A 23,310-nucleotide genomic window follows, 5' to 3' on the forward strand; every position below is an offset into this window, starting at 1 on the left:
TCAGACGTCCAGGATGCCGCTGCGCGGTCCGTCGGCCCCGGCCTCGGGCGCCTGCAGCTTCGCGGCCTCCGCCGCCACGTCCACGGAGCTCTCCATCTTCCGCAGGCGCCGCAGGTTCTCCATCTCCTGCTCGGTGAAGCCGTCGCGGCTCAGCCGCACGGCCTGTTCGAGGACGACCAGGATTTCGCGTATGCGTACGGCGTCCTCGGACGCGGCACGGTGCAGGGACCGGTACGCCTTGCCGGTCTCGCCCTTCCAGCCCGCCTCGATCCGGTCGACGATGCCGTCCATCCGCCGTACCTGGCCGTCGATATGACGCTGCATCGTGTCGAGATCGTCCGCGAGTCTCGTCAGGTCCTCGTCCGAGGTCTTCAGGTGCGCGTCGATGGTCATGGCCCCCGCCTTTCGTCGCTACCGCAACCTTAGCAACGGGCTACGACAGACGTCCGGCAGGCGGGGACCGCACGGGGGCCCGGGGGGTTCAGTGCACGGACAGCCCGCCGTCGACGAACACGGCCTGCCCCGTGACGTACGCGGAGGCCCGGCTCGCCAGGAAGACGGCGGCCCCCTCGAAGTCCTCGGCGAGCCCGTTCCGCCCCACCATCGTCCGGGCGGCCAGGCCGGCGACCTTCTCCGGGTCGGAGGACAGCCGCTCGTTCAGCGGCGTCATGACGAACCCCGGCACGAGGGTGTTGCAGGTGACGCCGTACGGGGACCACGCCTCGGCCTGCGACCGCGCCAGCGACTCCAGCCCGCCCTTCGACACCCCGTACGCCCCCGACTGCACGAACGCGCGGTGCGCCTGCTGGGACGTGACGTGGATGATCCGCCCGAACCCGCGCTCGGCCATCCCCGGCCCGAACCGCTGGCCGAGCAGGAACGGCGCCTCCAGGTTCACGGCCATGGTGGTGTCCCAGACGTCCTCCGAGAGCTCGGAGAGCGGCGGTCGCAGGTTGATCCCGGCCGAGTTGACCAGGATGTCCGGCTCGCCGAACCTCCCCACCGCCTCCTCGGCGGCGGCCTTCACCCCGTCCCGGCCGCTCAGGTCCGCGCTCACCCAGGCGGCCTCCGCCCCCGCCGCAGTCAGCTCGTCCACCGCGGCCTTCAGCTCCGCCTCCCGCCGCGCCACGATCACCACGGACGCCCCCGCCCGCGCGAGGGCCCGCGCGACGGCCTTGCCGATGCCGGAACTCCCACCGGTGACGAGGGCGGTGCGGCCGGCGAGCGAGAACAGGTCGTCGAGGTACGCCATCAGACACGCCCGCAGAAGGTGAGGGGCCCCCGCCAAGGGGCCGGGGAGAGAGCGGCACGGGCGCCTTCGCGGCACTCGGAGCCGCGGACGCGGGCGGTGGCGGTACTCATGGCGGCATCCTGGCACATCGAACGGATCCGGGGCCCTGACGGGCGGGCCGCCGCTTGACCTCGACCACGCTTGAGGTCCTACGTTCCTCGTACGGCCCGCACGCGTGCGGGCTCCGCACCCGAAGTGCAGGAGGGGACATCCCATGACGACCCAGCAGACCACCGACGCGGAACTCGCCGGACAGCCCGCCGCCTACTGGACCGGTCTCGCCTACGAGGCGCTCATCGCGTTCACCCGGGCCAGGCAGGCAGAGAAGGGCTACACCCAGCCCCAGTTCTGGCTGCTGCGCAACCTTTCGGTGCACGACATCTCGCCCGACGGCCAGGGGATGACCGTGGCCGAGCTGCGCCGGGCCATGGCCTCCTACATCCGCCCCGAGGACGACCTGGCCGCCGAGGCCGAGGTGCTCCTGCGGCGCGGCTGGCTGACCCGCGACGCCGAGGACCGGTGGTGGCTCACCGAGGAGGGCGAACAGGCCCGCGTCGACCTCGCACGCAACGCCCCCGCGATCCGCGCCGCCCTGCACGAGGGCATCGACGACGCGGACTACGTCACCACGATGAAGGTGCTCCAGCGGCTGATCCGCAACGCCGGCGGGCCCGTCGCCTGACCGGCCCGCCCGGCCCGCCCGGCCCGTGGTGCGTGGCGATGTCACGTTTCGGCACGGCCCGTCGGTCCTATGGGGGAGGGGCGTTCCATCGGGGAGCGTCCCCCTGCGGAAGGACGCGATTGCGATGACCACGATCCTGGTGACCGGTGGCACCGGAACCCTCGGCCGGCTCGTCACCGAGAGGCTGCGCGCGGACGGGCACGAAGTGCGGGTGCTGAGCCGGCACACCGAGCCGTACGCCGTGGACCTGCGCACGGGCGGCCCCGGGCTCGCCGAGGCCGTGGCGGGTGTGGACACGGTCGTGCACTGCGCGAGTTCCCCGAAGGGCGGGGACGAGGAGGCGGCCCGCCATCTGATCGAGGCGGCCCGCGGCGCGGGGGTGCGGCACCTGCTCTACATCTCGATCGTCGGCGTCGACCGGGTCCCGTTCGCCTACTACCGCAGCAAGCTGGCCGTGGAGAGGCTCGTCGAGGCCTCGGGCCTCGGCTGGACCGTGCTGCGCACGACCCAGTTCCACGACCTCGTGCTCCGGGTGCTGGAAGCCGCGGCGAAGCCGCCCGTGATGCTGCTCCCGGCCGGAGTCCGCGACCAGCCCGTCGAGGTGGCCGAGGTCGCCGCCCGCCTCGCCGACCTCGCCCCCGGCGCCCCCGCGGGCCGCGTCCCCGACCTCGGCGGCCCGGAGGTGCGCACCCTGCCGGACCTGGCCCGCGCCTACCTGCGGGCGAGCGGCCGCCGCCGGCGCATCCTGGAGGTGCCCCTGGCGGGCCGGGCCTACCGCGGATTCCGCGAGGGCGGACACCTCGCACCGGAGCGGGCCGACGGCAAGGGCACCTTCGAGGAGTTCCTCGCGGCGCGGGGGTGAGGGGAGAGGGACGAGCCTCCGGCGCCGCGCGGGCGCCGGGCGCTCACACCGCCCCCAGCGCCTCCGTCGGCGTCAGCCGCGCCGCCCGCCCCGCCGGGTAGAGGCCGGCCGCCGTGCCGATCAGGGCCGCGGCCGCCACGCCCGCGAGCAGGATGTCCACGGGCAGCACCAGCGGCCAGCCCTGCGAGAGTGACCAGCCCGCCGTCACCAGGGCGCCCAGGGCGACGCCCGCCGTGCCGCCCGCGCCCGACAGGGCGACGGACTCGGTGAGGAACTGGAGGCGGATCTGGCCGCGGCCCGCGCCCAGGGAGCGGCGCAGGCCGATCTCCGGGCGGCGTTCCAGTACGGAGATCACCATCGTGTTGGCCACGCCCACGCCCCCGACCAGCAGCGCGACCGCACCGAGCCCGAGGAAGAGCGACGTGAACGCGGACTTCGCGGCCAGCTGGGCCTCCAGCGCGTCGGACGGGCGGCTGACCTTCACGTCCTGGGGGCTCTGCGGGTTCGCGGTCGCCGCGAGGACGGCGCGGACCGCCTCCACCGACTCGTCCGGGGAACGCTCGTACACCGTCGTCGGATGCCCCTCGAAGCCGAACAGGGTGCGTGCCGCCTCCCAGCCGACGAGGGCCGAGCGGTCGATCTCCGGCGCGAGGGCGACCGGGTCCAGGATGCCGGTGACGGTGAACCAACGCTCACCCAGGTAGACCTGACGCCCCGTCCGGTCGATGCCGAGGCGCTGCGCGGCCACCGAGCCCAGCACGACCGCCGGGTAGCGGCCGGTGGCCCCGTTGAGGAACTCGCCCTCGCGGACCGTGCCCCCGATCGTGCCGAGCAGATCGGTGCGGGCCGCGCTCACGCCGATCCCGCCGCCCGCGAGCGGGTCGATGCGGTCGGTGCGGCGGACCGTCACGCCGGGCAGCGCGCCGGTCGCGGTGACCGACCGGACCGGCCCGATGCGGCGGACCATCTCGACCGCGTCCTTCGGCAGCCGCGCCTCGGCACCGAAGAGGTCCCGGCCGGGGGAGACGGTCAGCAGGTTGGTGCCGAGCCGGCTGATCCGGTTCATCAGCTCGGCCTGGCCCGCGTTGCTGATGCCGAGGACCGCCACCATGGCCGCGATCCCGATCGCGATCCCGAGGGCGGACAGCACCGCCCGGGTGGGCCGGGCCCGCATCCCCACCAGGCCCACGCGGAGCACGTCGGCGACCGGCATGCGGGAGGGGCGGGGGAGGGGGCGGCCGGCGCTCATGACGACACCCCCAAGGACCCCAAGGGCCCCGTGGACCCCAAGGATCCTGTGGACCCCAAAGGCCCCAAGGCCCCCGAGTCCGCGCGGATCCGCCCGTCCAGCACCTCGACCCGTCGCGGCAGCTGCGCCGCCAGCCCCGGGTCGTGCGTGATGACCACGATCGTCGTCCCCCGTGCGTTCAGCTCGCGCAGCAGGTCGAGCACGCCCGCGCCCGCCGCCGAGTCCAGGTTGCCGGTCGGCTCGTCGGCGAGGATCACCGACGGGCGGATCGCCACCGCCCGCGCGATCGCCGTCCGCTGGCGTTCGCCGCCGGACATCTCGTGCGGCCGGTGGTGCAGGCGGTGGCCCAGGCCCACCTGGCGCAGCGCCGCGACGGCGAGGGCGCGGCGGCGGCGGGCCGGGATGCCGTGGTACAGAAGGCCTTCGGCGACGGTGTCGACGGCGCTGCGGCCCGGCGACAGGAAGAACTGCTGGAAGACGAAGCCGATCCAGCGCGCCCGCACCGCCGAGATCTGACGGTCGGTCAACCGTGCCACGTCGTGGCCGCGGAGGAGCACCCGGCCCTCGCTCGGCGCGTCCAGGGTGCCCATCAGGTGCAGCATCGTCGACTTTCCCGAGCCCGAACGGCCCACCACGGCGAGGAGTTCGCCCTCGTGCACGGTCAGGTCGACGCCGTGCAGCGCCCGGACCCCGCCGGGGTACGTCTTGGAGACCGCCTCCAGGGCGATCACCGGCTCGGGCTCGGTCCCGAGCTTCTTCGCGGGCTCCGTCACGGCAGCGGCACCTCCACCCTCATGCCCTCCCGCAGGCCCGTGCCCGAGACCTCCACCCGGCCCTGGGCGAACACCCCCAGCGTCACCGGCACCAGCCGGCCCTCCGGGGTCTCCACCGCGTAGCCGCCCTCCGCGAGGGCGAGCAGCGCCGGGACCGGGACCGCGAGCACGTCGTCGCGGCGCTCGCTCGTGAAGTCGACCTGGACCGGGGCGCCGTCCAGCGCCCCCACGTCCGCAGGCTTCGACAGGGTCACCTCGACCGGCACCGTCGCCTCGCCCGGCGCGCCCTGCGCCTGCCGGTCCGGGCCGCCCGAGGCCACCGCCCGCGCCACCGTGCCCACCCGGGACACCTTCCCGTCCGTCTCCTTCCCGCCGGGCAGCCGTACGCGGACGGCGGCGCCCCTCCCGGCGAGCTGCTGGCGCCCGACCGGCATGTCCACGGTGACGACCCGCCGGGTGCCGGTGAGACGGAGCAGCGGGCCCTCGGCGGGCGCGCCGACGATGCCCGGTATCTCCGTCACCCGCACCGGGCCCGGCTCCACCAGCACATCGCCCGGGGCCACCTTCCCGGTGCGCTCGCGGCCCCGGTCCTCCTGCCAGTCCCGTACCGCCTCCGCCGTGCCGGAGGTGAAGCGGGAGTCGTCGGCGAGTTCGTCCCCGTACCCGAGCGCCTTCAGGTTGCGCTTGACGACCCGCACGTCCGGGCCGTCGTCCACGCCCTCCTCCAGCGTGCGGTAGAGCGGGGTCGAGCCGTGGAACAGGGGCACGGCGACCCCGTCCACGGCGTACGCGCGCTGCCCGCGGGCGATCGTCACGCCGACGTCCGGCAGCCAGGTGACGATCCCGCCGCCCCGGGGCCCCGTGACCGTGTAGGAGCCCGCGTAGCCGAGCGTGCCGTCGATCCGCTCGCTCTGCACCAGGTCGGTGCGGACCACCGCCGCCGTGCCCGTGCGCGCCCCGGCGGCCGGGGCGGCCGGCCCGTCCGTACGGGACGACAGCACGACCCCGCCGGCCGCGACCGCGCCCAGCACCAGCACGGCGGCGCCGATCAGGAGGCCGCGGCGGCCCCGGTCGCGCGGCGGGGGCTCCTCGTGCTCCTCGTCGGCGGCGAGGGTGAGCGACTCCGTCACCGGACCGACGCCCTGCACTCGGTGATCGCCGTCCGCGCCTTCGGATCGTTCGCCGCACCGCTCAGCTGCAAGGGCTTGCCCGGCTCCGGGTCCGCCACGTCCAGGCCCTTCTCCCGCAGGCAGCGGGCCAGCCGGACCGCCTTGTCCTGCGCCGTGGCGTCCGTCCCCTCCTTGCCGCCCGCGCCCAGCAGCCCCTGGCACTCGGCGAGCGCCTTCTGGGTCCGCGCGTCGCCCTTGGTGCCCGGCGGCAGCTGCACGTTCTCGTCGCCCGGGGCCGGGTCGGCCACCTCGATGCCGTGCTCGCGCATGCAGCCCGCGAAGGCCACGAGCTGGTCCTGCCGGCTGCCGCTGGGGGACGCCGACGCGGAGGCCGACGCCGACCGGGTCCCGCCGCCGCTCGCCACCCCCGGGGTGTCGCCGCCACCGCCGCCGCACCCCGTCGCCAGGGCCGCGAGGGCCGCCACCGCCAGGGCTCCGCGCCGGAGCCGTCCCGTGATCGTCATGTGCGCTCCCATCCTCGGGCGTTCGTGGTGACAGATGTACCGAGGGCGGGGTTGCCGGGCCGTCTCCGTACCCGCATACGGTGGCGAAACATCGCGGCGGGTATCACGAGTGCCGTACGGGCGACGGGCCGTTGTCATCGGCCACGACGAAGGGACGCGCACCCATGCGGGTACTGGTGGCGGAGGACGAGCGGATGCTCGCCGAACTGGTCGCGGAGGGGCTGCGCGCCCACGGCATGGCCGTCGACGTGGCCCTCGACGGCGACGCGGCCCTGGAACGCCTCTTCGTCAACGACTACGACGTGCTCGTGCTCGACCGCGACCTTCCCGGGACCCACGGCGACGAGGTCTGCCGCGAGGTCGTCGCCTCCGAGGCCCGCACCCGGATCCTCATGCTCACCGCCGCCGGGCAGACCACCGACCTCGTCGCCGGGTTCGCGCTCGGCGCCGACGACTACCTCTCCAAGCCCTTCGAGTACCCCGAACTCGTCGCCCGGGTCCAGGCGTTGGGGCGGAGGGCCACCCGCGCCCTGCCGCCCGTGCTCGAACGGGCCGGGATCACCCTGGACACCCCGCGCCGCCAGGCCTTCCGCGACGGACGGTATCTGCGGCTCTCGCCCAAGGAGTTCGCCGTCCTGGAGGTCCTGCTCGCCGCCGAGGGAGCCGTCGTGTCCACCGAGGAACTCCTGGAACGCGCCTGGGACGAGAACGCCGACCCCTTCACCAGCGCCGTCCGCATCACCATGAGCAAGCTGCGCGCCAAGCTGGGCGAGCCCCAGCTCATCGAGACGCTGCCCGGCAGCGGCTACCGGATCTGAAGGCCCCCCTGATGCGTCTCCTCCGACCCGCGCAGCGCTCGCTGCGGCTGCGCCTCACCGCCCTCTACAGCGGCCTCTTCTCCGTCACCGGACTGCTCCTGCTCGGCCTCACCTACCTGCTCTTCCGCGAACGCCTCACCGGCACCACCGTCCTCGTGCTCCCCAAGGACGCCCCGTACGCCGACACCGCGCCCTCCCTGTCCAAGTCCCAGGTCGCCGCCCTCGCCGAGCGGCTCCGCGAGGACGCCCTGGACCAGCTCCTGATGATGTCGCTGCTCGCCCTGCTGGTCATGCTCGTCGCCTCCGTCGCGCTCGGCTGGCTCGTCGCGGGCCGCGCCCTGCGCCCGGTGCACACCATCGCCGCGACCGCCCAGCGCCTCTCCGCCGCCACCCTCCACGAGCGCATCGGCCTCACCGGACCCGACGACGAGCTCAAGAACCTCGCCGACACCTTCGACGCCCTCCTCGACCGGCTGCACGCCGCCTTCGAGGCGCAGCGCCGCTTCGTCGCCAACGCCTCCCACGAGCTGCGCACCCCGCTCGCCGTGCAGCGGGCCGCGATCCAGATCCGGCTCGGGCGCGCCCGCCCCGAGGACCTGCCCCGCATCCAGGAGGAGCTGCTCGACACCAACCGGCGCAGCGAACGGCTCATCGAGGGGCTGCTCACCCTCGCCACCACCGACCGGGGGCTGGACCGGAGGGAGCCCGCCGACCTGGCCCTGATCGCCGCCGAGGCGGTGGGGCAGAGCCGGCCCGCGATCCACACGGCCGGGCTGCGGCTCGCCCTGGACCTGCGGCCGCTGCCGGTGACCGGGGACCCCGTCCTGCTGCACCAGCTCGTCGGCAACCTCGTGCAGAACGCGGTCCGCCACAACGTGCCCGGCGGGTCGGTCGAGGTCGCCACCGCGCCCGACGGGGTCCTCACCGTCCGCAACACCGGGCCGGTCGTGCCGCCGGGGGAGACCGAGAGCCTGCTCGAACCCTTCCGCAGGCTCTCCCGCAGCGGCGACGGCGCGGGCCTCGGGCTGTCCATCGTCCGCTCCATCGCCCAGGCGCACGGCGGCTCGGTCGGCCTCACCGCCCCCGCCGACGGCGGCCTCGTCGTCCGGGTCACGGTGCCGGTGTGACCGGAGCCGCCGGGCCCCGGCCACCGGCCGGGTCCCGGGGCGGGCCACGGGAGGGGTTACGGGACGATCTTCCCCTTCGCGGCCAGCGCCGCCGCGATGGCGGCGGCCTTGGCCGCGCCCGGACCGGGTCCGGCCCCCGGAGCGGCAGCGGCGACCGGACCGGCCGCCGGGACCACCGCCGGAGCGGCGGCCCCGCCCCCGCCCGCCCCCGGCGCGTCCGTGTACGCCGCCGCCTGCAGGGCGAACAGGCGCGCGTACGAGCCGCCGAGCCGCATCAGCTCCTCGTGGGTGCCCTGCTCGGTGGCCCGGCCGTCCTCGATGAGGACGATCAGGTCCGCCCGCCGCACCGTCGAGAAGCGGTGCGAGATGTAGACCGTCGTGCGGCCCGCCGCCAGCTCGCGCAGCCGGGAGAACAGCTCGTGCTCCGCCTCCGCGTCCAGCGCCGACGTCGGCTCGTCCAGGACGAGCAGCGCCCCGCGCCGCATGAACGCCCGGGCCAGCGCCACCTTCTGCCACTCCCCGCCGGACAGCTCCACCCCGGTGTCGAACCACTTGCCGAGCGCCGTCCCGTACCCCTGCGGCAGCCGTGCGACGAGGCCGGCGGCCCCGGCGCGCCCCGCCGCCTCCGCGATCCGCTCGCCGTCCTCCAGGCCGGGCAGGTCGCCGAGCCCGATGTTCTCCGCGACCGTGGCCTGGTAGGTGACGAAGTCCTGGAACATGGCGGCGACCTGGCGCCGCAGCGCCTCCGGGTCCAGCTCGCGGATGTCGGTGCCGTCCAGCAGGATGCGGCCGGAGTCGGGCTCGTACAGCCGGCAGAGCAGCTTGATCAGGGTGGACTTGCCGGCCCCGTTGCGGCCCACGACGGCGAGCGTGGCCCCGGCCGGGATGTCCAGGCAGACGTCGTCGAGGGCGGGCCGGTCCGCGCCCGGGTAGCGGAACGTGACGTGCTCCAGGACGAGATGGCCGCGCACCGGGCCTGCCAGCGGTCGGCCGCCCTCGGAGCCGGTGCGGACGGCGAGGAGTTCGTACAGCTTCCGCAGGTACAGATGGTGCTCGTACATGCCGGAGGCGCCGCCGAACACGCCCTGGACGGCGGTCGCGACGGCGGTCGCCGCCGAGGTGTACAGGATGAGGTCGCCCAGGCTCAGCCGCCCGCGCACCGCCTGCACCGCCACGTACAGATACGTCAGCGAACCCGCCAGCGTCGTCAGCAACGACCACGCGTTGCCGACGAGATGACGTGCCGTCACCACACCGCGCAGGCCCCGGTAGGCCGCCGCTCCGAGCAGCCGGAAGCGCTCCGTCAGGAACGGCGCCAGACCGAAGACCTTGATCTCCTTCGCGTACGCGTCGGTCGACACCAGCCGCGACAGGTACTCCATCCGGCGCCGGATCGGCGAGGACCACAGCGTCACCTGGAAGCCGCGCATCCCGTAGCGCGCGTCGGAGACGAACGCCGGGACGGGCGCGAGCAGCGCCACCACCGCGACCAGCGGCCCGAGCCCGAACAGCAGGCCCACCATGCTCGCGAAGGTCACCGCGTGCTGGAGCAGCGTGAACGCCCCGCCGATCATCATCACCGGCCGGGTCGACGCCTCCTGCTGGGCCTGCCGCAGCAGGTCGTACGAGGCGGAGTCCTCGAAGAACGACAGCGGCAGCCGGCCCGCGTGCTCCATCACCCGCACCTGCACGCTCTGCGTCGCCCGCTCCTGGAGCAGCTGCTGGGCGATGCTCCGCACCGCCGTCGCCAGCGCGCTCAGCGCGAACACCCCGCACTGCACGGCCGCCAGCGCCACCAGGGCCGTCACCGTCGTCGTCGCCGGCGGATGCCAGACGAAGCCCGGCAGGTCCACGGCGAGCGCCACGCGGTCGGGGTTCCCCGAACCGTGCAGCGCGGCACCCCGCACCACCGTGTCGACGAGCAGCCGGGCCGTCATCGCGACCGCCGCCGGGACCAGACCGACCAGGACCGTCGACAGCGCGAGCGCCACCGTGAGACCGGGGCTCGCCGCCCACACCAGGGCCAGCACCCGGCCGAGCCCCGCCACCGTACGGGCCGCGCCGCGCCCCGCACCCCGCACCGCGGCCACCGGACCGCGCCGTCCGGCCCCCTCCGGGCCCGGGGCGGGGAAGTCGACGGGGCCGGTCAGGCCGCTGCCGCCGCTGCTCGCCGCATCCCGGGCCGTGAACACCATCTGCCGCATCAGCACTCCTCCCGCTCGCCCGCCGCATGGCCCCACACGACAGGACGTGCTCCATGACGACCGCCCCGCCCCTGATCCCGCGCTCGGTGCTCTTCGGCAACCCGCACCGCATGAGCCCGGCCCTCTCCCCGGACGGCGAACGCCTCGCCTTCCTCGCGCCCGCCGCCTCCGGAGTCCTCAACGTCCACGCCGGGCCCTGGCGCACCCGCGCCTTCCGCCCCGTCACCGCCGACGCGGGACGCGGCGTCCGCGCCTTCGCCTGGTCCGCCGACGGGCGGCACATCCTGTACGTCCAGGACCGCGACGGCGACGAGAACACCCACCTGTACGCCGTGGACCCCGCCGAGGGACCCGGCTCGGCCCGCGACCTCACCCCCTACGAGGGCGTCCAGGCCAGGATCGTCTCCCTCGACCCGCGCCGCCCCGACCGGCTGCTCGTCGGGCTCAACCTGCGCGACCCGGCCGTCCACGACGCCTACCGGCTCGACCCGGCCACCGGCACCCTCGAACTCGCTGCCGTCGACGAGGGGTTCACCCGCTGGATCGCCGACGACCGGCTGCGGGTGCGCGGCGCGCTGCGCCCGCACCCGGACGGCTCCGTGAGCCTGCTCGTACGGGACGCGGAGACGGCGCCATGGCGCGAACTGCACCGCGCCGGACCCGAAGACGCGCCGGCGCTCCGCCCGTTCGGCTTCACCACCGGCGGCCGGACCCTGCTGGTCCTCTCCTCCGCGGACTCCGACACCGCCCGGCTGCTGCGCCTCGACACGACGACCGGCGCGGCGAACGCGGTCTACGCGGACCCCGGGTACGACGTGGAGGGCGTCGGCGCCCACCCGGGCACCGGGGAACCGCAGTTCGTCCTCGTCCGGCGCGCCCGCAACGACCTCGAACTCCTCGACCCGGCCCTCGCCGAGGACTTCGCCGCGCTGCGGGCCGCCGCCCCCGGCGACGTGAGCGTGCTGGGCCGCGACCGCGCCGACCGGCACTGGCTGGTCCAGCACAACACCGACGACGCGCCCGCCGGCTACCGGGTGCTGCACCGGGCCGCGGCGGGCCGGCCGGCCCGCGTCGAGTACCTGTTCAGCCACCTCCCGGCGCTGGAGGGACAGCCGCTCGCCCACGTCGAACCCTTCTCCTTCACCGCCCGCGACGGGCTGCGCGTCCACGGCTACCTCACCTTCCCGCCCGGCACGGACCGCCGACGACTGCCGACCGTCCTCGTGGTCCACGGCGGACCCTGGACCCGCGACCAGTGGGGCTTCCGCGCCGAGACCCAGTGGCTCGCCAACCGCGGATACCTCTGCCTCCAGGTCGACTTCCGCGGCTCCACCGGCTACGGCAAGGAGTTCACCCGCGCCGGCGACCGGGAGTGGGGCGGCCGGATGCAGGACGACCTCCAGGACGCCGTCCGCCACGCCGTCGCCCTCGGCCACACCGACCCGGACCGGGTAGCGATCTACGGCGGTTCCTACGGCGGGTACGCGGCGCTCGCCGGAGCCGCCTTCACCCCCGGCGACTACCGCTGCGCCGTCGCCGTCGCCGCACCCTCCTCGCTGCTCACCTTCATCGGGTCCGTGCCCGCGACCTGGGGGCCGATGGCGGCGATGCTGCGCCGCAGGGTCGGCTCGCCGGAGGACGACGCGGAGTTCCTGCGCGCCCGCTCGCCGCTGTTCGCCGCCGACCGCATCCGCGTCCCGCTGCTCATCGGCCAGGGCGCGCGGGACCCGCGGGTGCGGCGCGAGGAGTCCGAGCAGCTGGTCGCCGCGCTGCGGAGCGGCGGCGTTCCCCATGAGTACCTGCTCTTTCCCGACGAGGGGCACGGCTTCGTCCGGCCCCGCAACCGACTGACGTTCTACGCGGCCGCCGAGCGCTTCCTCGCGGAACACCTCGGCGGCCGGTACGAGGCGTGAGGGGGCGGTCCGGACCGGGCCCCGCCCGGTCCGGACCGGGCCCTCACGCCAGGGTCAGCAGGCCCTCCTGGAGCAGCCGGCGCACCAGCACCAGGCGGCCCTCCACGTCCAGCCGGCCGGTCACGTCACGGGCCGTGAACGGGGCCCGCGCGTCGAGCACGTACCGCAGCTCGGGCTCGATCCGGGCCGGCAGCCGCACGACCTTGCCGTGGAACTCCAGCTGGAGGCCCGTGTCCTCCGGCCGCAGCGACCACAGCAGCTCGGCCCTGCGCCGCACCAGGGTGTCCGGGCCGAGCGTGCGCAGCCCCTCCAGGTCGAGCAGATGCCCGTCCAGGACCGGGCGGCGGCCCACCAGGGCCCGGCTCGCCGCCCGCTCGACGAGCTCCGCCGGGTCGACCGCCCCGGCGACCGAGCCGAGCAGCTCCGCGAGGGTCGCGGCGGCCCCGGCCCGCAGCTCCGGGTCGAGCGCGAACCCGGGAGGCAGGGCGCCCCGGTAGCGCGGGTCGCCCTCGATCGCCCGGTCCAGGGCGTCCTTGAGCACCGTCGACCAGAGCACCGGCAGCACGCCGAGCGTGATGTGCAGCGAGGCCTCGTCGTTGGACGTGGCGTCGTGCACGGTGCCGCGCGGCATGTACATCAGGTCGCCGGGCCGCAGGTCGAACTCGCGGACCGGGGCGCCGGGACCGTCCTTGGGCCTGCGGTACGGCTGGTTGGCCAGCGGCAGCTCGTCGGGCGAGTCGTACAGCCGCCAGTGCTTCGACCCCCACACCTGGAGCACGAACACGTCGTGGGTGTCGTAGTGGCTGGTGAGGCCCTGGGCGCCGGCCGGGGTCAGATAGGCGTTCGCCTGGAACCCGGCGCTGAACTCGCCCGACAGTGTGCGGCACAGTCGGCCGAGCGGCTCCCAGCGCTCGTGCAGGAACTTGAAGACGACGGTCGAACCGCGCCGGTAGAGGTCGTAGAGGACTTCGAGCCCATTGCTCGGCCCGCCGGGCCCCGACGCGGCCATTTCGACGAGCGGAATCTCCTGCCCGTTCACCACGACCTTGAGTTCGGAGGAACGGACACTGGAAGTGGAAAGAATGTGGTCGACATCGCGGAAACTCAGCGAGGCCGCGAAATGGTCGGGATTCTCCCGGTGCACGACGAGGGGTTTCTTCTCCCAGTACGCGTGCTTGAACTCGTCAGGGGTCACGGGGGACAGGAGGCTGCTGAGGCCGAGCGAAGGCTGCGCCTGGGGCGCAGCCTTCCACCCGCCGTGGGTCACGGCCATGCGGTCAGATCACCGGGTCCGACGGGTCGTTGTCGGCGATCACGAAGACCGGGTCGGTCGGGTCGTTGTCCGAGATCACGAAATCGGGCGTCGCGATCGGGGACGGCGAGACCTCGATCTCGTCCGGCCGCAACGAATTGCGCTCTTCCATGTTCCCTCCCGTTTCCTGGTGTTTCAGGAACTCCGTACTGCTGTGCGGAGCGGCACCGATACTCGTCAGCGCCGCAGAGGGATGTCAACGCTTCAAGGTTCCCTGTCCAATTACCTTCGCGGGGGTTTCGGAGGGGCCGGTCCGTCAGGAGTTCCACGACATTCTTGACAGGGTTGCCCGGGAGCGGAGACATCGCTGAAACGTGCCGTGGTCTACACCGATAGGCGGGAGTCGGACGGGACGCTCCGACGCGAGGGGGGAGGATCGGTGACCCGACACGCGAGTGCGGCACAGCGCCACCGGGCCGTGCGGGAGGTGCTCGCCGGGCGGCCCGTCGCCGAGGTCGCGCGACGCCACGGCGTCTCGCGCCAGACGCTGTACGCCTGGCGGAAGCGGTACGCGGCGCACGGCGAGGGCGGTCTCGCGGACCGCTCGCGGCGCCCGCACGAGAGCCCGGCGCGGATCCCGCCCGCCGTGGAGGCGCTGATCTGTTCGCTGCGCGAACGGCACCCGGGCTGGGGCGCCGGCCGGCTCCGCGCGGCCCTCGACCGGCTGGGGGTGCCCGACGCCCCCTCGCGGACCACGATCCACCGGGTGCTGATCCGCAACCGGCTCCTCGTCCGCCCGGACCCGGCCGCCGGGGAGGAGCTCGGCGGCCTGATCGCGGCCGCCCGCGAGGCCCTGCGGAGACTCGGCGCGGCCCTGGACGGGCTGGAGGCGGAGGCGGAGGCGGAGGCGGCCGGGGGGCCGGGTGCGCCGGGGGCAGGGGTGCGCGACGGGCTGGGCGACGGGGCAGGGGCCGGCTCCAGGGGGAGGCGCGGAGCGGGGCCGTCCGGAGTGGGGCCGTCCGAAGCGGGGCCGTCCGGACCTGCCGCCGCGAGCGGCGCCGAGCCGACCGAACGGGCCTCCATGGGGCCCACCGCGGCCTCCGACGGGCACGTCGGCGAGCACACCGACGGGCACGTCGGCGGGCACGTCGGCGGGCACGTCGGCGGGCTCACCGCGGGGCCCGCCGACGGCCCCTGCGGGACCTGCGCGGTCTGCACCCCGCCCGTCCGTCTGTTCGAACAGGCGTCGGCGCCGCCCGCGTCAACCATCTCCCGGTACGGCACCCTCATCCCCACCCCGCGCGAAGTCGGCCGCAGGGCAGGCCCGTTGACCGAAACCGCGCGGTGCGGGTCCGAAGGGTGAGACCCGGGGGGCGCGCCGCGCGGGCCGGTGTCAGTCCTCGGCCGGGGCCGGCTGGAGGAGGTCCCAGCGGTTGCCGTACAGGTCCTCGAAGACGGCGACCGAGCCGTACGGCTCGTGCCGGGGGGCTTCGAGGAAGCGGACCCCGGCGGCGGTCATCCGGGCGTGGTCGCGGGCGAAGTCGTCGGTGTGCAGGAAGAAGCCGACCCGCCCGCCGGTCTGGGCGCCGACGGCCGTCGCCTGCGTCGCGTCCTTCGCGCGGGCCAGCAGCAGGCCGGTGCCGTGCGCGCCGCGCGGGCGGACGACGACCCAGCGGGTGCCGTCGCCGCGGTCGGTGTCCTCGACGAGGTCGAAGCCGAGGGCGCGGGTGTAGAAGTCCACGGCCTCGTCGTAGTCGCGGACGACGAGGGTGACCAGCGCGAGGGTGGGCAGCAGGGGCGCGGAGGGGCCCGTGGGTGAGGAGGACGGGTCGGTCAGGTCGGTCATGAGGGCAAGGTAATACGTATGACGCGGGGGTCGCCAACGGACGCGCGGTGCGACAATGCCCCGCATGGACGTGACCGGACTGGAACGGCTCGCCGAGCGCGCGCGCTCGCTCGCCGACGGCGGCGGGCGCCGGGTGCTCGGCATCGCCGGGCCGCCCGGCGCCGGCAAGTCGACCCTCGCCGCCCGGCTGGCCGCCCTGCTCGACGGACTGGCCGTCCTCGTCCCCATGGACGGCTTCCACCTGGCCCAGGCCGAACTGGAACGACTCGGACGGGCCGGCCGCAAGGGAGCCCCGGACACCTTCGACGCCGCCGGATACGCGGCCCTGCTCCGCCGCCTGCGCGCCGCCGAACCCGGCGCCACCGTCTACGCCCCCGCCTTCGACCGCTCCCTGGAGGAGCCCGTCGCCGGATCGATCGCCGTGCCGCCCGAGCTCCCACTGGTGATCACCGAGGGGAACTACCTGCTGCACGACGAGGGCCCCTGGGCCGCCGTGCTCCCCCTGCTCGACGAGGCCTGGTACCTCGACCTCGACGCCGGCCGGAGGGTGCCCCGGCTCGTCGCCCGTCACGTCCGCTTCGGCAAGGACGAGGAGCACGCCCGCCGGTGGGTGGCCGACTCCGACGAGGCCAACGCCCGCCTCGTGGAACGAGGGAGAGACCGCGCCCACCTCGTCGTGCCCGGCGACTGACCCCCGCGCGGGACCCGGCCGTGCCGGTACGGTGGGCCCATGACCCACGCGCCGGCGCTCCTCGTCATCGACATGCAGAACGCCCTCGCGGAGATCGCCCACCGCGCCCCCGAGACCATCGCCGTGATCGCCGGGCTGCGCGCCCGGGCCCGCGCCGCCGGGGTCCCCGTCGTCACCGTCCAGCACCACGGCCCGCCCGGCGGCGAGCTCGCGCCCGGCACCGACGGCTGGCGGATCGTCCCCGAACTCGCCCCGCGGGACGGCGAGTCCGTCATCGCCAAGACCGGCGCCGACAGCTTCGTCGACACCCGCCTCGACGCCACCCTCGCCGCGCTCGGCGTCACCGAGCTCCTCGTCACCGGCTTCGCCACCGAGATCTGCGTCGACACCACGGCCCGCCAGGCCCTCAGCCGCCGCTACGACCTCGTCCTCGTGGCCGACGGGCACACCACCTCGGTGCGCGGCGCCGAGGGCCCCTACGCCGAGCCCGACCGGTCCGTCGCCCACCACAACGAGATCTTCCGCCACCTCGACTTCCCCGGCCGCAGCATCCGCGTCCTGCCCGCCGCCGAGGTCGACTTCGGCGCTCCCTAGCGCGCCGCGCGCTCCACGGCCGCCCGCGCCAGCGCCCGCACCACCGGGTGCGGCCGGCTGCCGTCGCCCGCGAGCTCGGGCTGGAACAGCGTCGCCAGGAAGAAGGGGTGACCGGGCAGTTCCGCGATCCGGATCTGGCCCTCGTCGTCCGCGCCGGTGAACCGCATCCCGTGCCGCTCCAGGGTGTCCAGGTGGCGCCCGTCGGGACCGTACGCGCAGTGGTAGCGCTCGGTGGTCCGCTCCGTGCCGAACACCGCCTCCGCGAGGGAGCCGGGGGTCACCCGTACCGCGCCCTCGTGACCGACGAGGGAGCAGGCGAGCGGGGCGAGCAGCAGGTCCTCCGGGTCCGCCTCCGGGTCGTTCTCGGCGTGCGCGGCCCGTTCGAGCCCGCACACGTCGCGCGCGAACTCGACCAGCGCGTGCTGGAATCCGGCGCAGGTCCCCAGGAACGGGATCCCCTCCTCGCGCGCGGTACGGATCGCCGCGAGCGCCCCGGCCTCGCTCGCGTACGGACTGCCCGGCAACAGCCACACCGCGTCGAACCCGCTCACCGCGCCCGGCTCCTCCGCGTCGCCCGACGGGATCCAGTAGGCGTCGAGGACGAGCCCGTCCCGCTCGGCCAGCGCGTCGAGGAGCAGCGGGATGCGGACATGGGACTTCACGTGCGGGGAGCGGTCGCCGACGAGGGCGACACGGGGGGTACGTGCGGTACGTGCGGTACGGGGGGACTGCGTGCTGCCGGAGGCGTCTGCGGTGTTCATGGGGACCATGCTCGGCGCCCGTTCCCGTTCACGTCCAACGATGATTCCTGGATCCTCCATCACGATCGCTTATCTCGTGGTCGGTAGGCTGAGGCCATGACCACCAGCAGCGAAACCGAGGACTGGCAGCGCCGCGTCGACGCCCTCTGGGCCGCGCTCGACACGTACGGGGATCCCGCCGCGTTCCGCGCCCGGATCGCCGAACTCGCCGACGAGCGCCCCGCCGACGACCCCGCCGCCCTCTTCGAGCGCGGCGCCGCCCACGACTCCACCGGCCTTCCCGAGGAGGCCGTGCGCCTCTACCGCCGGGCCCTCGACGCCGGCCTCACCGGACTGCGGCGGCGCCGCGCCGTCATCCAGCTCGCCAGCAGCCTGCGCAACCTCGGGCGCCCCGACCGGAGCGTCGAACTCCTCACCGAGGAGCGGGCGATCCCCGCCGAGCGGCTCGACGCCGACGAGACCGCCCTGGCCGGTGCCGTCGACGCCTTCCTCGCCCTCGCCCTCGCCGACACCGGCCGCGACCGCGAGGCCGCCTCCCTCGCCCTCGGCGCCCTCGCCCCGCTGCTGCCGCGCTACAACCGCTCCCTCGCGCACTACGCCCGGGCCCTGCTGGGCACCGAGCCCGACGCGTCCTGACCGGCCCGCGACCCGCCCCATGGACCCGCACCTCCTCCGCACCTACCTCACCGTCGCCCGGCTCGCCTCCTTCTCGGAGGCGGCGCGGACGCTCGGCTACACCCAGTCCGCCGTCTCCCAGCACATCGCCGCGCTCGAAACGGACCTCGGGCTCCCGCTGCTCACCCGCAGGCCCGTCGGGCCGACGCCGGCCGGTGAACGGCTCCTGGAGCACGCGGGTTCGCTGCTGCTGCGACTCGACGCGGCACGGGCCGACCTCGCGCGGTTCGCCGCCCTGCCCCGCGAGACGCTCACCCTCGTCGCCGCCCCGCTGGCCCTGGCGCCACGCACCCTCGCCGCGCTGCCCGCCACCGGGGTCACCCTGCGGACGCTGCCCCGCGACGAGGTGCCGGCCGCCGTCGCCACCGGAGCCGCCGACCTCGGGCTCGTCGACGGCATCGCCGCTCCCAGCGATCCGCTGCGGCTCCCCGACGTCGCCCCGTTCACCGCCCGGCGGGTCGCCGAGGAGCCGCTCGCCGTCGTCCTGCCCGCCGGCCACCCGCTCGCCGGACGCCCGGGGCTGCGGCTCGCCGATCTGGTCGACGCCCGCTGGCTCGACGCCCCCGAGGCCGCCTTCCCGCTCGACCGGCTGCGCGCCGCGCACGCCGGGCCCGCGGGCCACGGCTTCCGCCCGGCCCTGCGCTACGAGGGCACCGACGCCCGGACCGTCGCCGCGCTGGCCGCCGCCGGCCACGGCCTGGCCCTGCTGCCCTCCTCGACCGCCGCCGGGATCCCGGGGGCCGCCGTCGTCCCGCTCACCGCGCCCCGCCTGGTCCACCGCACCGAACTGCTGCGTCCGAACGGCGAACCGAGCGGCCTCGCCGCCGAGTTGATCGCCCGACTCGACGCCCCGCCCGCGCCCGGTCGCTAGTCTGACCCGAACGGAACGGACGGAACGAACGACGGCGAGAGGCGGGCGGACGTGGGGTGGTTCCGGCGAGGGCCCAGGCGGGACGGCGAGGACGCTCCCAGGGACCCGCAGTTCGCGTACTTCTCCGAGCGCGAGGCCGCCCTCTTCCGCGGCCGGGTCCGCGAGGCCTTCGCCGAACTCGGACTCGAAGTGACCGTGTACGCCGACGCCGTCATCGACGACTCCGGGCGCCGCTTCGGTCTCGGCACCCTCGCGGCCGTCTGCCACCAGGACCCCCGCGGCACCCCCGTCTGGCCCGAGCTGGTCCGCCGCCACGTCCGGCTCTGGGTGCGCGCCCTCGACGGCCCCTCCGCCCTCGACACCCTGCCGCCCGAGCAGATCCGCGCCCAGCTCTACCCCCGGGTGGTCAGCGGCGAGGGCATCGACCCCGGCACCTTCGGCTACGCCCGCACGGTCGCCCCCGGCCTGTACGAGGTGCTCGCCCTCGACCTGCCGGAGAGCGTCATGACGCTCACCGACGACGCCCTCGAACGCCTCGGCGACCCCGCGCGGCTGCGCGAACGGGCCCTGCACAACCTGCGCGACCTGCCCGTGGAGGGCCACGAGACCGTCAAGGACGCCGACGGCATGCGCTTCGAGGTCATCCTCGGCGACTCCTTCTACACCGCCAGCCGCGTCCTCGACCTCGACGCCGTCGTCCGCCGGGTCACCGGCCGGCCGCTCGGCGCGGACGGCGCGCTCGTCGCCCTGCCCTTCCGGCACCAGCTCGCCTTCCACCCCATCCGCGACACCAGCATCGTGCCCGCCCTCGGCGCGATGGCCTCCTTCGCCGCCTCCGGCTACGAGGACACGCCGGGCGCCATCAGCCCGTACGTCTTCTGGTGGCGGGGCGGGACGCTCACCCAGCTCAGCGAGCACGCCGAGGAGGACGGGCAGCTGCGGATCGTCGTCGGCGACGACTTCCAGGCCCTCCTGGAGCGGCTCATCGTCCAGGGCCCCTGACCGGCTGCCCGCCCGCTCCCGGACAGCCGCCCCGCCCGGCCCCCTCGGCCCGGCGGGCCCGGCCGACCGGTCGCGTCCACCGCCCGCGCGGGGCAGGATGCTGTACGTCGAGGAGGAGACCACCCATGCCCGAGAGCACCGCACCCACCCCCTTCACCGCCGACGACTACCGGGCCAGGATGGCCCGCGCCGCCGACTCCGCAGCCGAGGCGGGACTCGCCGGCGTGCTCGTCGCCCCCGGCCCCGACCTGGTCTATCTGACCGGGTACCAGCCGACCGCGATCACCGAACGCCTCACCGTCCTCGTCATCGCCCCCGGCCAGGACCCCGTGCTCGTCGTCCCCACCCTGGAGGCCCCGGACGCCGAGAAGGCCGTCGGCGCCCCGGCGCTCACCCTGCGCGACTGGACCGACGGCAAGGACCCGTACGCCGTCACCGCGCCCCTGCTCGACGTCGCCGGCCGCTTCGGCGTCAGCGACAACGCCTGGGCCATGCACCTGCTCGGCCTCCAGCAGGCCCTGCCCACCACCTCGTACGTCTCCCTCACCGAGGCCCTGCCGATGCTGCGGGCCGTCAAGGACGGGCACGAGCTGGCCAGGATCGCCGCCGCCGGGGCCGCCGCGGACCAGGCGTACGGCGAGATCCTCCAGGTCCGCTTCGCCGGCCGCAAGGAGACCGAGGTGGCCGCCGACCTGGCCCGGCTTCTCATGGAGTCCGGCCACTCCCAGGTCGACTTCACCGTCGTCGGCTCCGGCCCCAACGGCGCCAACCCGCACCACGAGGCCGGCGACCGGACCATCGAACGCGGCGACATGGTCGTCCTCGACTTCGGCGGCCTCAAGCACGGCTACGGCTCCGACACGACCCGCACCGTGCACGTCGGCGAACCCACCGACGAGGAGCGGCGCGTCCACGACCTCGTACGGGAGGCGCAGCAGGCCGGGTTCGAGGCGGTGCGCTCCGGGATCGCCTGCCAGGACGTGGACCGGGCCGCCCGCAAGGTGATCGCGGACGCCGGGTACGGCGAGTACTTCATCCACCGCACCGGCCACGGCATCGGCGTCACCACCCACGAACCGCCGTACATGATCGAGGGCGAGGAGCGGCCGGTCGTCCCCGGCATGTGCTTCTCCATCGAACCGGGCGTCTACCTGCCGGGCCGCTTCGGCGTCCGCATCGAGGACATCGTGACCCTGACGGAGGACGGCACCGGCCGCCGCTTCAACAACACGCCGCGGGAGATGGCGATCGTCGAGTGACATCTGCTCGGTAAGAGCAGCGCTCGACCGCCGGGCGACCCTCACCCGTCCGTCAGCACCACCGCCGACTCCGCCGGCAGCCTGAGCACTCCGTCCCGGCCGGGTGCCTCCGTCCGCTCCCACGCGGCGAGCACCCGGTCACGGCCGTTGGAGCCGAGCGGGATGTCCGCCGCGCGCTTGGCGAGGTTGACCGCCACGCGGATGTCGCCGCGCCGGAACACCAGCCAGCGGGCCTCCTCGTCGAACGCCACCTTCACCCCGGCCAGGTCGGGGTCGGTGAGGTCCGGCAGGGTGCGGCGCAGGGCGATCAGCTCCCGGTACCAGGCGAGGAGCCGCTTGTGCGGGTCGCGTTCGCGCTCGCTGCGGTCCAGGACCGAGCGGTCGCGGGTGGCGGGGTCCTGGGGGTCGGGCACGTCCTCCTCCGCCCAGCCGTGCGCCGCGAACTCCCGGCGCCGGCCGCGGCGCACCGCCTCCGCGAGCTCGGGATCGGTGTGGTCGGTGAAGTACATCCAGGGCGTCCGCGCGCCCCACTCCTCGCCCATGAACAGCATCGGCACCGAGGGGCCGGTCAGGACGAGGGCCGCCGCGCAGGCGAGCAGGCCGGGGGAGAGGGTGGCGGACAGGCGGTCGCCGGTCGCCCGGTTGCCGATCTGGTCGTGGGTCTGCGCGTAGCCGAGGAACCGGTGCGCCGCGGTCCGCTCGCGGTCCACCGGGCGCCCGTGGTGGCGGCCCCGGAAGCCGGAGTAGGTGCCGTCGTGGAAGAAGACGCGGGTGAGGGTCTTGGCGAGGGCGCCCAGCGGGGCGCGCGCGAAGTCCGCGTAGTAGCCCTGCGACTCGCCGGTGAGGGCGCTGTGCAGGGCGTGGTGGAAGTCGTCGTTCCACTGGTGGTGGACGCCCAGCCCGCCGGCCTGGCGCGGGGCGGTGGTGCGCGGGTCGCCCGCGTCGGACTCGGCGATCAGGAAGTGCTGCCGGCCCTGTTCCCTGGCGAGCTCGTCGACCGCCGCCGACAGCTCCTCCAGGAAGTGCAGCGCCCGGTCGTCGACGAGCGCGTGCACCGCGTCGAGCCGCAGCCCGTCGATCCGGTAGTCCCGCAGCCAGGCGAGCGCGCTGCCCAGGAAGTACGCCCGGACCTCGTCCGAGCCGGGCGCGTCCAGGTTGACCGCGGCGCCCCACGGGGTGTGGTGGGTGTCGGTGAAGTACGGGCCGAAGGACGGCAGGTGGTTTCCGGACGGGCCCAGGTGGTTGTGCACCACGTCCAGGACCACGCCCAGGCCGAGGCCGTGGGCCGTGTCGACGAAGCGCTTGAGCGCCTCGGGACCTCCGTACGGCTCGTGGACCGCCCACGGCGCCACCCCGTCGTACCCCCAGCCGCGCTCCCCGGGGAACGGACACAGCGGCATCAGCTCCACATGGGTGATGCCGAGGCCCGCGAGCTCCCCGAGGCGCGCCGCCGCCGCGTCGAGGGTGCCCTCCGGGGTGAAGGTGCCCACGTGCAGCTCGTACAGGACGCCGCTGCGCATCCGCAGCCGCGGGGCGGCGTTCCGCCAGGTGTACGCGTCGTGGTCGACGACCGCGGCGAGGCCGTCCGGGCCGTCGGGCAGGCGCCGGGCCCGGGGGTCGGGCAGCAGGTGGCCGCCGTCGAGGGAGTAGCCGTAGCGGTCGCCGTCGGCGGCGGGGGCGACGCCGGTCCACCAGCCCGGGCGCTCGGCGTCCCGCTCCAGCGGGTGAGCGCTGCCGTTCAGTTCCAGCGTCACCAGGTCACGGGCATGCGGCGCCCACACCTCGAACAGCACGGGACGGTCCCCTC

Annotated in this window: 24 protein-coding genes; 12 read left to right on the forward strand and 12 right to left on the reverse strand. The window is 75.1% G+C overall.

From position 1 onward, the window contains the following. Both OG309_RS29055 and OG309_RS29060 read right to left on the reverse strand, forming a co-directional pair. The gene (locus OG309_RS29055) at nt 1–393 is read right to left on the reverse strand and encodes a WXG100 family type VII secretion target (RefSeq protein WP_329425230.1); all 393 of its coding nucleotides are present in this window, start codon (nt 391–393) and stop codon (nt 1–3) included. Nucleotides 394–481: 88 nt separating this feature from the next. After that, nucleotides 482–1,252 carry an SDR family NAD(P)-dependent oxidoreductase gene (locus OG309_RS29060; RefSeq protein ID WP_329425231.1) on the reverse strand — a complete coding sequence of 257 codons (771 nt, stop codon included), beginning with the start codon at nt 1,250–1,252 and terminating at the stop codon, nt 482–484. Between the two features lie 253 nt (nt 1,253–1,505). Between OG309_RS29060 and OG309_RS29065 the strand changes: the two genes are divergently transcribed. Together OG309_RS29065 and OG309_RS29070 are read left to right on the forward strand one after the other, a co-directional pair. Continuing rightward, entirely contained in the window at nt 1,506–1,973 is a 468-nt protein-coding gene (locus OG309_RS29065) for a MarR family winged helix-turn-helix transcriptional regulator (RefSeq protein WP_329425233.1), read from the forward strand. 124 nt (nt 1,974–2,097) lie between these two features. Next, complete coding sequence (locus OG309_RS29070; RefSeq protein ID WP_329425235.1) at nt 2,098–2,835, forward strand: SDR family oxidoreductase; 738 nt, start codon at nt 2,098–2,100, stop codon at nt 2,833–2,835. Nucleotides 2,836–2,878: 43 nt separating this feature from the next. Here the strand turns inward: OG309_RS29070 and OG309_RS29075 are convergent, their stop codons facing one another. The 4 genes from OG309_RS29075 to OG309_RS29090 are packed head-to-tail and all read right to left on the reverse strand — an operon-like array spanning nt 2,879 to nt 6,490. Then, entirely contained in the window at nt 2,879–4,084 is a 1,206-nt protein-coding gene (locus tag OG309_RS29075) for an ABC transporter permease (RefSeq protein ID WP_329425236.1), read from the reverse strand. Further along, nucleotides 4,081–4,857, reverse strand: coding sequence for an ABC transporter ATP-binding protein (locus OG309_RS29080; RefSeq protein ID WP_329425237.1), 777 nt, complete (start codon nt 4,855–4,857; stop codon nt 4,081–4,083). Before OG309_RS29080 ends, OG309_RS29075 begins: the two co-directional genes overlap by 4 nt. Further along, nucleotides 4,854–5,987: a peptidoglycan-binding domain-containing protein gene (locus OG309_RS29085; protein WP_329425238.1), complete on the reverse strand. Its 1,134-nt coding sequence runs from the start codon at nt 5,985–5,987 to the stop codon at nt 4,854–4,856. The genes OG309_RS29080 and OG309_RS29085 overlap by 4 nt, the downstream gene beginning before the upstream one ends. Next, nucleotides 5,984–6,490 (reverse strand): hypothetical protein, encoded by a 507-nt coding sequence (locus OG309_RS29090; protein WP_329425239.1) that lies wholly within the window; start codon nt 6,488–6,490, stop codon nt 5,984–5,986. The genes OG309_RS29085 and OG309_RS29090 overlap by 4 nt, the downstream gene beginning before the upstream one ends. A gap of 164 nt (nt 6,491–6,654) precedes the next feature. Between OG309_RS29090 and OG309_RS29095 the strand changes: the two genes are divergently transcribed. After that, on the forward strand, nt 6,655–7,308 hold the full coding sequence (locus OG309_RS29095; protein WP_329425240.1) for a response regulator transcription factor: 654 nt from the start codon (nt 6,655–6,657) through the stop codon (nt 7,306–7,308). Between the two features lie 11 nt (nt 7,309–7,319). Further along, complete coding sequence (locus OG309_RS29100) at nt 7,320–8,435, forward strand: sensor histidine kinase (RefSeq protein ID WP_329425242.1); 1,116 nt, start codon at nt 7,320–7,322, stop codon at nt 8,433–8,435. Between the two features lie 56 nt (nt 8,436–8,491). Here OG309_RS29100 and OG309_RS29105 read toward each other — a convergent pair whose 3' ends face one another. Continuing rightward, nucleotides 8,492–10,639, reverse strand: a complete 2,148-nt coding sequence (locus OG309_RS29105) for an ABC transporter ATP-binding protein (protein WP_329425244.1) — start codon at nt 10,637–10,639, stop codon at nt 8,492–8,494. Between the two features lie 53 nt (nt 10,640–10,692). Between OG309_RS29105 and OG309_RS29110 the strand changes: the two genes are divergently transcribed. After that, a complete protein-coding gene (locus OG309_RS29110; RefSeq protein WP_329425246.1) occupies nt 10,693–12,552 on the forward strand; it encodes a S9 family peptidase in 1,860 nt (619 codons plus the stop codon). A 43-nt stretch (nt 12,553–12,595) separates the two neighbouring features. On the opposite strand, the gene OG309_RS29115 is transcribed toward OG309_RS29110, so the two are convergent. After that, nucleotides 12,596–13,747: a cupin domain-containing protein gene (locus OG309_RS29115; protein ID WP_329425248.1), complete on the reverse strand. Its 1,152-nt coding sequence runs from the start codon at nt 13,745–13,747 to the stop codon at nt 12,596–12,598. 82 nt (nt 13,748–13,829) lie between these two features. Beyond that, a complete protein-coding gene (locus tag OG309_RS29120; RefSeq protein ID WP_165590942.1) occupies nt 13,830–13,976 on the reverse strand; it encodes a hypothetical protein in 147 nt (48 codons plus the stop codon). 267 nt (nt 13,977–14,243) lie between these two features. Between OG309_RS29120 and OG309_RS29125 the strand changes: the two genes are divergently transcribed. After that, nucleotides 14,244–15,167: a helix-turn-helix domain-containing protein gene (locus OG309_RS29125; protein ID WP_329425252.1), complete on the forward strand. Its 924-nt coding sequence runs from the start codon at nt 14,244–14,246 to the stop codon at nt 15,165–15,167. Between the two features lie 30 nt (nt 15,168–15,197). Here OG309_RS29125 and OG309_RS29130 read toward each other — a convergent pair whose 3' ends face one another. Next, entirely contained in the window at nt 15,198–15,596 is a 399-nt protein-coding gene (locus OG309_RS29130) for a VOC family protein (RefSeq protein WP_329428593.1), read from the reverse strand. Nucleotides 15,597–15,705: 109 nt separating this feature from the next. On the opposite strand from OG309_RS29130, the gene OG309_RS29135 reads away from it, so the two are divergent. Then, nucleotides 15,706–16,341: a nucleoside/nucleotide kinase family protein gene (locus OG309_RS29135; RefSeq protein ID WP_329425254.1), complete on the forward strand. Its 636-nt coding sequence runs from the start codon at nt 15,706–15,708 to the stop codon at nt 16,339–16,341. Nucleotides 16,342–16,380: 39 nt separating this feature from the next. Beyond that, nucleotides 16,381–16,935 carry an isochorismatase family protein gene (locus OG309_RS29140; protein WP_329425255.1) on the forward strand — a complete coding sequence of 185 codons (555 nt, stop codon included), beginning with the start codon at nt 16,381–16,383 and terminating at the stop codon, nt 16,933–16,935. Here the strand turns inward: OG309_RS29140 and OG309_RS29145 are convergent. Next, nucleotides 16,932–17,696 (reverse strand): CTP synthase C-terminal region-related (seleno)protein, encoded by a 765-nt coding sequence (locus tag OG309_RS29145; protein WP_329425257.1) that lies wholly within the window; start codon nt 17,694–17,696, stop codon nt 16,932–16,934. The two genes, OG309_RS29140 and OG309_RS29145, sit on opposite strands and share 4 nt — an antisense overlap. Nucleotides 17,697–17,792: 96 nt before the next feature. On the opposite strand from OG309_RS29145, the gene OG309_RS29150 reads away from it, so the two are divergent. From OG309_RS29150 to OG309_RS29165, 4 genes are all read left to right on the forward strand, one after another. Next, nucleotides 17,793–18,332 carry a tetratricopeptide repeat protein gene (locus OG309_RS29150; RefSeq protein ID WP_329425259.1) on the forward strand — a complete coding sequence of 180 codons (540 nt, stop codon included), beginning with the start codon at nt 17,793–17,795 and terminating at the stop codon, nt 18,330–18,332. A 19-nt stretch (nt 18,333–18,351) separates the two neighbouring features. Beyond that, nucleotides 18,352–19,242: a LysR family transcriptional regulator gene (locus tag OG309_RS29155; protein WP_329425261.1), complete on the forward strand. Its 891-nt coding sequence runs from the start codon at nt 18,352–18,354 to the stop codon at nt 19,240–19,242. A gap of 51 nt (nt 19,243–19,293) precedes the next feature. Continuing rightward, on the forward strand, nt 19,294–20,244 hold the full coding sequence (locus OG309_RS29160; RefSeq protein WP_329425263.1) for a hypothetical protein: 951 nt from the start codon (nt 19,294–19,296) through the stop codon (nt 20,242–20,244). 125 nt (nt 20,245–20,369) lie between these two features. Then, nucleotides 20,370–21,503: an aminopeptidase P family protein gene (locus OG309_RS29165; protein WP_329425265.1), complete on the forward strand. Its 1,134-nt coding sequence runs from the start codon at nt 20,370–20,372 to the stop codon at nt 21,501–21,503. Nucleotides 21,504–21,544: 41 nt separating this feature from the next. Here OG309_RS29165 and treZ read toward each other — a convergent pair whose 3' ends face one another. Next, complete coding sequence (treZ, locus tag OG309_RS29170) at nt 21,545–23,296, reverse strand: malto-oligosyltrehalose trehalohydrolase (protein ID WP_329425266.1); 1,752 nt, start codon at nt 23,294–23,296, stop codon at nt 21,545–21,547. Nucleotides 23,297–23,310: the final 14 nt, after the last annotated feature.

Source organism: Streptomyces sp. NBC_01268, assembly GCF_036240795.1.
Taxonomy (GTDB): Bacteria; Actinomycetota; Actinomycetes; order Streptomycetales; family Streptomycetaceae; genus Streptomyces.